This is a genomic window from Enterobacter sp. SST3 (genome assembly GCF_000286655.1).
GTDB classification, from domain to species: Bacteria; Pseudomonadota; Gammaproteobacteria; order Enterobacterales; family Enterobacteriaceae; genus Enterobacter; species Enterobacter roggenkampii.
This window is the reverse complement of record NZ_ALNS01000050.1, coordinates 16,633-26,284: the sequence shown is the minus strand read 5'-3', so window position 1 is coordinate 26,284 and position 9,652 is coordinate 16,633. Positions and strand designations below refer to the sequence as shown.

Annotated in this window: 20 protein-coding genes and 1 pseudogene; 20 read left to right on the top strand and 1 reads right to left on the bottom strand. The window is 50.1% G+C overall.

The window, feature by feature from the left end:
• The 3 genes and pseudogenes from tuf to bfr all read left to right on the top strand — a co-directional run.
• Positions 1-228, top strand: a pseudogene (gene tuf, locus B498_RS00210) (elongation factor Tu); the annotation flags it as partial.
• 179 nt (positions 229-407) lie between these two features.
• Positions 408-602 carry a bacterioferritin-associated ferredoxin gene (gene bfd / locus B498_RS00215; RefSeq protein WP_008503493.1) on the top strand — a complete coding sequence of 65 codons (195 nt, stop codon included), beginning with the start codon at positions 408-410 and terminating at the stop codon, positions 600-602.
• Positions 603-674: 72 nt separating this feature from the next.
• Complete coding sequence (bfr, locus tag B498_RS00220) at positions 675-1,151, top strand: bacterioferritin (RefSeq protein ID WP_008503492.1); 477 nt, start codon at positions 675-677, stop codon at positions 1,149-1,151.
• Here the strand turns inward: bfr and B498_RS00225 are convergent.
• Positions 1,135-1,608: a prepilin peptidase gene (locus B498_RS00225; RefSeq protein WP_008503491.1), complete on the bottom strand. Its 474-nt coding sequence runs from the start codon at positions 1,606-1,608 to the stop codon at positions 1,135-1,137. The genes bfr and B498_RS00225 overlap by 17 nt on opposite strands.
• A 380-nt stretch (positions 1,609-1,988) precedes the next feature.
• On the opposite strand from B498_RS00225, the gene rpsJ reads away from it, so the two are divergent.
• From rpsJ to rplF, 17 genes are all read left to right on the top strand, one after another.
• Positions 1,989-2,300 carry a 30S ribosomal protein S10 gene (gene rpsJ / locus B498_RS00230; protein ID WP_001181005.1) on the top strand — a complete coding sequence of 104 codons (312 nt, stop codon included), beginning with the start codon at positions 1,989-1,991 and terminating at the stop codon, positions 2,298-2,300.
• Between the two features lie 32 nt (positions 2,301-2,332).
• Positions 2,333-2,962, top strand: coding sequence for a 50S ribosomal protein L3 (rplC, locus tag B498_RS00235; protein WP_003863274.1), 630 nt, complete (start codon positions 2,333-2,335; stop codon positions 2,960-2,962).
• Positions 2,963-2,972: 10 nt separating this feature from the next.
• A complete protein-coding gene (gene rplD, locus B498_RS00240; RefSeq protein ID WP_000424395.1) occupies positions 2,973-3,578 on the top strand; it encodes a 50S ribosomal protein L4 in 606 nt (201 codons plus the stop codon).
• Complete coding sequence (rplW, locus tag B498_RS00245; RefSeq protein ID WP_000617546.1) at positions 3,575-3,877, top strand: 50S ribosomal protein L23; 303 nt, start codon at positions 3,575-3,577, stop codon at positions 3,875-3,877. Before rplD ends, rplW begins: the two co-directional genes overlap by 4 nt.
• Before the next feature lie 17 nt (positions 3,878-3,894).
• On the top strand, positions 3,895-4,716 hold the full coding sequence (gene rplB / locus B498_RS00250) for a 50S ribosomal protein L2 (protein WP_008457150.1): 822 nt from the start codon (positions 3,895-3,897) through the stop codon (positions 4,714-4,716).
• A gap of 16 nt (positions 4,717-4,732) precedes the next feature.
• Positions 4,733-5,011 (top strand): 30S ribosomal protein S19, encoded by a 279-nt coding sequence (gene rpsS / locus B498_RS00255; RefSeq protein ID WP_001138117.1) that lies wholly within the window; start codon positions 4,733-4,735, stop codon positions 5,009-5,011.
• 14 nt (positions 5,012-5,025) lie between these two features.
• The gene (rplV, locus tag B498_RS00260) at positions 5,026-5,358 is read left to right on the top strand and encodes a 50S ribosomal protein L22 (protein ID WP_002919773.1); all 333 of its coding nucleotides are present in this window, start codon (positions 5,026-5,028) and stop codon (positions 5,356-5,358) included.
• Between the two features lie 17 nt (positions 5,359-5,375).
• On the top strand, positions 5,376-6,077 hold the full coding sequence (gene rpsC / locus B498_RS00265; RefSeq protein ID WP_000529945.1) for a 30S ribosomal protein S3: 702 nt from the start codon (positions 5,376-5,378) through the stop codon (positions 6,075-6,077).
• Between the two features lie 12 nt (positions 6,078-6,089).
• Entirely contained in the window at positions 6,090-6,500 is a 411-nt protein-coding gene (gene rplP / locus B498_RS00270) for a 50S ribosomal protein L16 (protein WP_002919759.1), read from the top strand.
• Entirely contained in the window at positions 6,500-6,691 is a 192-nt protein-coding gene (rpmC, locus tag B498_RS00275) for a 50S ribosomal protein L29 (RefSeq protein WP_008503490.1), read from the top strand. Before rplP ends, rpmC begins: the two co-directional genes overlap by 1 nt.
• A complete protein-coding gene (rpsQ, locus tag B498_RS00280) occupies positions 6,691-6,945 on the top strand; it encodes a 30S ribosomal protein S17 (RefSeq protein ID WP_008503489.1) in 255 nt (84 codons plus the stop codon). The genes rpmC and rpsQ overlap by 1 nt, the downstream gene beginning before the upstream one ends.
• Before the next feature lie 166 nt (positions 6,946-7,111).
• Positions 7,112-7,483, top strand: coding sequence for a 50S ribosomal protein L14 (rplN, locus tag B498_RS00285; protein WP_002919748.1), 372 nt, complete (start codon positions 7,112-7,114; stop codon positions 7,481-7,483).
• A 10-nt stretch (positions 7,484-7,493) separates the two neighbouring features.
• On the top strand, positions 7,494-7,808 hold the full coding sequence (gene rplX / locus B498_RS00290; RefSeq protein WP_003863287.1) for a 50S ribosomal protein L24: 315 nt from the start codon (positions 7,494-7,496) through the stop codon (positions 7,806-7,808).
• Between the two features lie 14 nt (positions 7,809-7,822).
• Positions 7,823-8,362, top strand: a complete 540-nt coding sequence (gene rplE / locus B498_RS00295; protein WP_001096202.1) for a 50S ribosomal protein L5 — start codon at positions 7,823-7,825, stop codon at positions 8,360-8,362.
• Positions 8,363-8,376: 14 nt separating this feature from the next.
• Positions 8,377-8,682 (top strand): 30S ribosomal protein S14, encoded by a 306-nt coding sequence (gene rpsN, locus B498_RS00300; RefSeq protein ID WP_003863291.1) that lies wholly within the window; start codon positions 8,377-8,379, stop codon positions 8,680-8,682.
• A gap of 30 nt (positions 8,683-8,712) precedes the next feature.
• Positions 8,713-9,105: a 30S ribosomal protein S8 gene (gene rpsH, locus B498_RS00305; protein WP_006178918.1), complete on the top strand. Its 393-nt coding sequence runs from the start codon at positions 8,713-8,715 to the stop codon at positions 9,103-9,105.
• A 12-nt stretch (positions 9,106-9,117) separates the two neighbouring features.
• Entirely contained in the window at positions 9,118-9,651 is a 534-nt protein-coding gene (rplF, locus tag B498_RS00310; RefSeq protein ID WP_003863296.1) for a 50S ribosomal protein L6, read from the top strand.
• The last annotated feature ends 1 nt before the right edge of the window (position 9,652 follow it).

The window sequence follows — 9,652 nt, the reverse complement described above, 5'->3', positions numbered from 1 at the left end:
CATACTCCGTTCTTCAAAGGCTACCGTCCACAGTTCTACTTCCGTACTACTGACGTGACCGGTACCATCGAACTGCCAGAAGGCGTTGAGATGGTAATGCCAGGCGACAACATCAAGATGGTTGTGACTCTGATCCACCCAATCGCGATGGACGACGGTCTGCGTTTCGCAATCCGTGAAGGCGGCCGTACCGTTGGCGCGGGCGTTGTTGCTAAAGTTCTGGGCTAATTAATTATCCCTGAATTAAAAAAGGACGCTTCGGCGTCCTTTTTTGTTTTCTACCGCTCAGGCGTCGTCACAAAATTTCGCATTTTTTGCCTGCTCCCGCCCCGCATTCTGGCGTTTGTGCTATTGTAATCATAACCATTCTCACTTACACTTTGCGCATAATTTGAACGGGAGTTTCTATGTACGTTTGTTTATGTAATGGTGTAAGCGACAAAAAAATACGTCAGGCCGTTCGCCAGTTTCAGCCCCAGTCATTCCAGCAGCTTCGCAAATTTGTTCCGGTGGGAAATCAATGCGGTAAATGCGTACGTGCTGCGCGAGAGATCATGCAGGACGAGCTGATGCAGATCCCGGAATACAAAGAGATCGCGTAAGCGCCCATCTTTTCTTTGACATCCCTGTAGCCCGATCTACGCTTCAATGAGTGGAAGCGGAGGGACTATATAATGAAAGGTGATGTTAAAATCATAAGTTATCTCAATAAATTATTGGGAAATGAGCTTGTCGCAATCAACCAGTATTTTCTTCACGCGAGAATGTTCAAAAACTGGGGACTCAAACGTTTAAACGACGTTGAGTACCATGAATCTATCGATGAGATGAAACACGCTGATAAATATATCGAGCGTATTTTATTCCTTGAAGGCATTCCAAACCTGCAGGATCTCGGCAAGCTGGGCATCGGAGAAGATGTCGAAGAGATGCTGCGTTCCGACCTCAGGCTAGAACTTGAAGGTGCCAAAGATCTCCGTGAAGCCATTGCCTATGCTGACAGCGTACATGACTACGTCAGCCGAGATATGATGATTCAGATCCTGGCCGATGAAGAAGGGCATATTGACTGGCTGGAAACAGAGCTGGATCTCATTGCTAAAATCGGCCTGCAAAACTATCTTCAGTCACAGATTAAAGTGGAAGAATAACCAACGTCTTCCAGCCTATGCATAAACCCGCTGCTGCCAGAAATGGCCCAAAAGGCAGCGGGTTTTTTATTGCCTTCTTATCAGGGCGGATTACCGAAAAAACAAGAATACAAAGAAGCGCCATCAGCGCCGCGAGCAACGCCAGCGTAGGCAGTACGCACCAGCCATGCCATGCACCCAGTGCCGCCAGGTACTTCACATCACCATATCCCATCCCTTCACGCCGGCAGATAAACCAATAGCCCCAGTAAATAACGGCAAAGGCAATATATCCGGCCATCGCACCCGCCACCGCACTCGGCAGAAAATCAGGTTGGATACAAAGCTGGAAGAGCAGCCCCGCCCATAGCAGCGGGCAGAGAAATTTATCGGGAAGCAGACCGTAGCGAATATCGGCATGTACCAGTAAGGCAGTCAGTGAAAGATAGATCAGCAGAAAGGGGAGGGTGGTTAGCATGTAAAAGGCCTCAAACGGGTTTGAGCGCATAGTCGTTATAATCGGCCTGTCCGGCAATGCACAAAAAACGGAGATGCGTAGCGGCTCGAAACAAAGCATCGCCGCAGAATACATTTCATAAAACGTTGCGCGCTCTTACACACCCTGCGACATTGGCGCTTAATTTCTAAACGGCACTTGCGTCTTGCCCAGATTTACGTATAATGCGCGGGCTTGTCGTAATTGACGGCGGGTTCAATCAGAACCAGAGTAGCTCATTTTGTTACTCAACAATGCTCCCAATTGGGGAGCTACGTAAGAACGGTTACACTCTCCCATCAATCGTAATGGGTTTGAGGAGTAATCATTTTCGTTTATAAAATAATTGGAGCTCTGGTCTCATGCAGAACCAAAGAATCCGTATCCGCCTTAAAGCGTTTGATCATCGTCTGATCGATCAATCAACCGCGGAAATCGTCGAGACTGCTAAGCGCACTGGTGCGCAAGTCCGTGGTCCGATCCCGCTGCCGACCCGCAAAGAGCGCTTCACCGTTCTGATTTCTCCGCACGTTAACAAAGACGCGCGCGATCAGTACGAAATCCGCACTCACAAGCGTCTGGTTGACATCGTTGAGCCAACTGAGAAAACCGTTGATGCTCTGATGCGTCTGGATCTGGCTGCCGGTGTAGACGTGCAGATCAGCCTGGGTTAATCAGGTCATCGAGCGATTGAGAGGTTGAAACAATGATTGGTTTAGTCGGTAAAAAAGTGGGTATGACCCGCATCTTCACTGAAGATGGCGTTTCTATCCCAGTAACCGTAATCGAAGTTGAAGCAAACCGCGTTACTCAGGTTAAAGATCTGGCTAACGATGGCTACCGCGCTATTCAGGTTACCACTGGTGCTAAAAAAGCTAACCGTGTAACCAAACCAGAAGCGGGTCACTTCGCTAAAGCTGGCGTAGAAGCTGGCCGTGGTCTGTGGGAATTCCGTCTTGCTGAAGGCGAAGAGTTCACCGTAGGTCAGGACATTAGCGTTGAGCTGTTTGCTGACGTTAAAAAAGTTGACGTAACCGGTACCTCTAAAGGTAAAGGTTTTGCTGGTACCGTTAAGCGCTGGAACTTCCGTACCCAGGACGCTACCCACGGTAACTCCTTGTCTCACCGCGTTCCGGGTTCTATCGGTCAGAACCAGACTCCGGGCAAAGTGTTCAAAGGCAAGAAAATGGCAGGTCAGCTGGGTAACGAACGTGTAACCGTTCAGAGCCTGGACGTAGTACGTGTTGACGCTGAGCGCAACCTGCTGCTGGTTAAAGGTGCGGTCCCGGGTGCAACCGGTAGCGACCTGATCGTTAAACCAGCTGTGAAGGCGTAAGGGGATAGCAATGGAATTAGTATTGAAAGACGCGCAGAGCGCGCTGACTGTTTCCGAAACTACCTTCGGTCGTGATTTCAACGAAGCGCTGGTTCACCAGGTTGTTGTTGCTTATGCAGCTGGTGCTCGTCAGGGTACTCGTGCTCAGAAGACTCGTGCTGAAGTAACTGGTTCTGGCAAAAAGCCATGGCGCCAGAAAGGTACCGGCCGTGCGCGTTCAGGTTCTATCAAGAGCCCGATCTGGCGTTCAGGTGGCGTGACCTTCGCTGCGCGTCCACAGGACCACAGTCAAAAAGTTAACAAAAAGATGTACCGCGGCGCGCTGAAAAGCATCCTGTCCGAACTGGTACGTCAGGATCGTCTGATCGTTGTCGAGAAGTTCTCTGTTGAAGCGCCTAAAACTAAGCTGCTGGCACAGAAACTGAAAGACATGGCTCTGGAAGATGTGCTGATCATCACCGGTGAGCTGGACGAGAACCTGTTCCTGGCCGCACGTAACCTGCACAAGGTTGACGTACGCGATGCGACTGGTATCGACCCGGTTAGCCTGATCGCCTTCGACAAAGTCGTAATGACTGCTGATGCTGTTAAGCAAGTTGAGGAGATGCTGGCATGATTCGTGAAGAACGTCTGCTGAAGGTGCTTCGCGCACCGCACGTTTCTGAAAAAGCGTCTACTGCGATGGAAAAAACAAACACCATCGTTCTCAAAGTTGCTAAAGACGCGACCAAAGCAGAGATCAAAGCTGCTGTGCAGAAACTGTTTGAAGTCGAAGTCGAAGTCGTTAACACCCTGGTCGTTAAAGGGAAAGTTAAACGTCACGGACAGCGTATCGGTCGTCGTAGCGACTGGAAAAAAGCTTACGTCACCCTGAAAGAAGGCCAGAATCTGGACTTCGTTGGCGGCGCTGAGTAAGTCGGAGGAGTAATACAATGGCAGTTGTTAAATGTAAACCGACATCTCCGGGTCGTCGCCACGTAGTTAAAGTGGTTAACCCTGAGCTGCACAAGGGCAAACCTTTTGCTCCGTTGCTGGAAAAAAACAGCAAATCCGGTGGTCGTAACAACAATGGCCGTATCACCACTCGTCACATCGGTGGTGGCCACAAGCAGGCTTATCGTATTGTTGACTTCAAACGCAACAAAGACGGTATCCCAGCAGTTGTTGAACGTCTTGAGTACGATCCGAACCGTTCCGCGAACATCGCGCTGGTTCTGTACAAAGACGGCGAACGCCGTTACATCCTGGCCCCTAAAGGCCTGAAAGCTGGCGACCAGATTCAGTCTGGCGTTGATGCTGCAATCAAAGCAGGCAACACCCTGCCGATGCGCAATATCCCGGTTGGTTCTACCGTTCATAACGTAGAAATGAAACCAGGTAAAGGCGGTCAGCTGGCGCGTTCCGCGGGTACTTACGTTCAGATCGTTGCGCGTGATGGTGCTTATGTCACCCTGCGTCTGCGTTCTGGTGAAATGCGTAAAGTCGAAGCAGACTGCCGCGCTACTCTGGGCGAAGTTGGCAATGCTGAGCATATGCTGCGCGTTCTGGGTAAAGCAGGTGCTGCACGCTGGCGTGGTGTTCGTCCTACCGTTCGCGGTACTGCGATGAACCCAGTCGACCACCCACATGGTGGTGGTGAAGGTCGTAACTTTGGTAAGCACCCGGTATCTCCGTGGGGCGTTCAGACCAAAGGTAAGAAGACCCGCAGCAACAAGCGTACTGATAAATTTATCGTACGTCGCCGTAGCAAATAATTTTAGAGGATAAGCCATGCCACGTTCTCTCAAGAAAGGTCCTTTTATTGACCTGCACTTGCTGAAGAAGGTAGAGAAAGCGGTGGAAAGCGGAGACAAGAAGCCCCTGCGCACTTGGTCCCGTCGTTCAACGATCTTTCCTAACATGATCGGTTTGACCATCGCTGTCCATAATGGTCGTCAGCACGTTCCAGTCTTTGTTACCGACGAAATGGTTGGTCACAAACTGGGTGAATTCGCACCGACTCGTACTTATCGCGGCCACGCTGCTGATAAAAAAGCGAAGAAGAAATAAGGTAGGAGGAAGAGATGGAAACTTTAGCTCAACATCGCCATGCTCGTTCTTCTGCACAGAAGGTTCGCCTTGTTGCTGACCTGATTCGCGGTAAGAAAGTGTCGCAGGCCCTGGACATCCTGACCTATACCAACAAGAAAGCTGCGGTATTGGTCAAGAAAGTACTGGAATCTGCCATTGCTAACGCTGAACACAACGATGGCGCTGACATCGACGATCTGAAAGTCGCGAAAATTTTCGTAGATGAAGGCCCAAGCATGAAGCGCATTATGCCGCGTGCGAAAGGTCGTGCAGATCGCATCCTGAAGCGCACCAGCCACATTACTGTGGTTGTGTCCGATCGCTGAGACTCTGGAGACTAGCAATGGGTCAGAAAGTACATCCTAATGGTATTCGCCTGGGTATTGTAAAACCATGGAACTCTACCTGGTTTGCGAACACCAAAGAATTCGCTGACAACCTGGACAGCGATTTTAAAGTACGTCAGTACCTGACTAAGGAACTGGCTAAAGCGTCTGTATCTCGTATCGTTATCGAGCGTCCAGCGAAGAGCATCCGTGTGACTATTCACACTGCTCGTCCTGGCATCGTTATCGGTAAGAAAGGCGAAGACGTAGAAAAACTGCGCAAGGTCGTAGCGGATATCGCTGGCGTTCCTGCACAGATCAATATCGCTGAAGTTCGTAAGCCTGAACTGGACGCTAAATTGGTTGCTGACAGCATCACTTCACAGCTGGAACGTCGTGTTATGTTCCGTCGTGCTATGAAGCGTGCTGTACAGAACGCAATGCGTCTGGGCGCTAAAGGTATCAAAGTTGAAGTTAGCGGCCGTCTGGGCGGCGCGGAAATCGCACGTACCGAATGGTACCGTGAAGGTCGCGTACCGCTGCACACTCTGCGTGCTGACATCGACTACAACACCTCTGAAGCGCACACCACTTACGGTGTAATCGGCGTTAAGGTATGGATCTTCAAAGGTGAGATCCTGGGTGGTATGGCTGCTGTTGAACAACCGGAAAAACCGGCTGCTCAACCTAAAAAGCAGCAGCGTAAAGGCCGTAAATAAGGAGCGTCGCTGATGTTACAACCAAAGCGTACAAAATTCCGTAAAGTGCACAAAGGCCGCAACCGTGGTCTGGCGCAGGGTACGGATGTTAGCTTCGGCACTTTCGGTCTGAAAGCTGTTGGCCGTGGTCGTCTGACTGCACGTCAGATCGAAGCAGCACGTCGTGCAATGACCCGTGCAGTTAAGCGTCAAGGTAAGATCTGGATCCGTGTATTCCCGGACAAACCGATCACCGAGAAGCCGCTGGAAGTTCGTATGGGTAAAGGTAAAGGTAACGTGGAGTACTGGGTTGCCTTGATCCAACCGGGCAAAGTCCTGTATGAAATGGACGGTGTTCCGGAAGAGCTGGCCCGTGAAGCCTTCGGCCTGGCAGCAGCGAAACTGCCTATCAAAACCACCTTTGTAACTAAGACGGTGATGTAATGAAAGCAAAAGAGCTGCGTGAAAAAAACGTTGAAGAGCTGAACGCTGAGCTGCTGAACCTGCTGCGTGAGCAGTTCAACCTGCGTATGCAGGCTGCAAGTGGCCAGCTGCAACAGACTCACCTGCTGAAGCAAGTGCGTCGCAATGTTGCACGCGTTAAGACTTTACTGACTCAGAAGGCGGGTGCGTAATGACCGATAAAATCCGTACTCTGCAAGGTCGTGTTGTTAGCGACAAAATGGAGAAATCCATTGTTGTAGCTATCGAACGTATTGTGAAACACCCGATCTACGGTAAATTCATCAAGCGTACGACCAAACTGCACGTACATGACGAGAACAACGAATGTGGTATCGGCGACAAGGTTGAAATCCGTGAATGCCGTCCACTGTCCAAGACTAAGTCCTGGACGCTGGTTCGCGTTGTAGAGAAAGCGGTTCTGTAATACAGTACGCCTTCTCAATACGAATAAACGGCTCAGCGATGAGCCGTTTATTTTTTCTACCCATATTGCAGAAGCGGTGTTATAATGCCGCGCCCTCGATATGGGGCTTTTTAACGGCTCTGATTTTAGAGTCTCAGGTAGTAGTTGACATTAGCGGAGCACTAAAATGATCCAAGAACAGACTATGCTGAACGTCGCCGACAACTCCGGTGCACGTCGCGTAATGTGTATCAAGGTTCTGGGTGGCTCGCACCGTCGCTACGCAGGCGTAGGCGACATCATCAAGATCACCATCAAAGAAGCAATTCCACGTGGTAAGGTCAAAAAAGGTGATGTGCTGAAGGCGGTAGTGGTGCGCACCAAGAAGGGTGTTCGTCGCCCTGACGGTTCTGTCATTCGCTTCGATGGTAATGCATGCGTTATTTTAAACAATAACAGCGAGCAGCCTATCGGCACGCGTATCTTTGGGCCGGTAACTCGTGAACTTCGTACTGAGAAGTTCATGAAAATTATCTCTCTGGCACCAGAAGTACTCTAAGGAGCGAATCATGGCAGCGAAAATCCGTCGTGATGACGAAGTTATCGTGTTAACCGGTAAAGATAAAGGTAAACGCGGTAAAGTAAAAAATGTTCTGTCTTCCGGCAAACTTGTCGTTGAAGGTATCAACCTGGTTAAGAAACATCAGAAGCCGGTTCCGGCCCTGAACCAACCAGGTGGCATCGTTGAAAAAGAAGCTGCTATTCAGGTTTCTAACGTTGCAATCTTCAATGCGGCTACCGGCAAGGCTGACCGTGTAGGCTTTAGATTCGAAGACGGTAAAAAAGTCCGTTTCTTCAAGTCTAACAGCGAAACTATCAAGTAATTTGGAGTAGTACGATGGCGAAACTGCATGATTACTACAAAGACGAAGTAGTTAAGAAACTCATGACCGAGTTTAACTACAATTCTGTCATGCAAGTCCCTCGGGTCGAGAAGATCACCCTGAACATGGGTGTTGGTGAAGCGATCGCTGACAAGAAACTGCTGGATAACGCAGCAGCTGACCTGACAGCAATCTCCGGTCAAAAACCGCTGATCACCAAAGCACGCAAATCTGTTGCAGGCTTCAAAATCCGTCAGGGCTATCCGATCGGCTGTAAAGTAACTCTGCGTGGCGAACGCATGTGGGAGTTCTTTGAGCGCCTGATCACTATTGCTGTTCCACGTATCCGTGACTTCCGTGGCTTGTCCGCTAAGTCTTTCGACGGTCGTGGTAACTACAGCATGGGTGTCCGTGAGCAGATCATCTTCCCAGAAATCGACTACGATAAAGTCGACCGCGTGCGTGGTTTGGATATTACCATTACCACTACTGCGAAATCTGACGAAGAAGGCCGTGCTCTGCTGGCTGCCTTTGACTTCCCGTTCCGCAAGTAAGGTAGGGTTACTGAATGGCTAAGCAATCAATGAAAGCACGCGAAGTAAAGCGCGTAGCTTTAGCTGATAAATTCTTCGCTAAACGCGCTGAACTGAAAGCGATCATTTCTGATGTGAACGCTTCCGACGAAGATCGTTGGAATGCGGTTCTCAAGCTGCAGTCTCTGCCGCGTGATTCCAGCCCGTCTCGTCAGCGTAACCGCTGTCGTCAAACAGGTCGTCCACATGGTTATGTGGGCAAGTTTGGGTTGAGCCGTATCAAACTGCGTGAAGCCGCCATGCGCGGTGAAGTGCCAGGCTTGAAAAAGGCTAGCTGGTAATTACCAATTGAATCACGGGAGTAAAGACAGATGAGCATGCAAGATCCGATCGCGGATATGCTGACCCGTATCCGTAACGGTCAGGCCGCGAACAAAGTTGCGGTCACCATGCCTTCCGCCAAGCTGAAAGTGGCAATTGCCAACGTGCTGAAGGAAGAAGGTTTTATCGAAGATTTTAAAGTTGAAGGCGACACCAAGCCGGAACTGGAACTTACTCTCAAGTATTTCCAGGGTAAAGCTGTTGTAGAAAGCATTCAGCGTGTCAGCCGCCCAGGCCTGCGCATCTATAAGAAAAAAGATGAGCTGCCAAAAGTTATGGCTGGTCTTGGTATCGCAGTTGTTTCTACCTCTAAAGGTGTTATGACTGATCGTGCAGCGCGCCAGGCTGGTCTTGGTGGCGAAATTATCTGCTACGTAGCCTAATCGGAGGAAAGAATGTCTCGTGTTGCTAAAGCACCGGTCGTTATTCCTGCCGGCGTTGATGTAAAAATCGACGGTCAGGTTATTACGATCAAAGGTAAAAACGGCGAGCTGACTCGTACCCTCAACAAAGCTGTTGAAGTTAAACATGCAGATAATGCTCTGACCTTCGGTCCACGTGATGGTTTCGTGGATGGTTGGGCTCAGGCTGGTACCGCGCGTGCCCTGCTGAACTCAATGGTTGTTGGTGTTACCGAAGGCTTCACTAAAAAGCTTCAGCTGGTTGGTGTAGGTTATCGTGCAGCTATCAAAGGGAATGCAGTAGGCCTGTCTCTGGGCTTCTCACACCCTGTTGAGCATCCGCTGCCGGCCGGTATCACTGCAGAATGCCCGACTCAGACTGAAATCGTGCTGAAAGGCGCTGATAAACAGCTGATCGGTCAGGTTGCAGCAGATCTGCGCGCCTACCGTCGTCCTGAGCCTTACAAAGGCAAGGGTGTTCGTTACGCCGACGAAGTCGTGCGTACCAAAGAGGCTAAGAAGAAGTAAG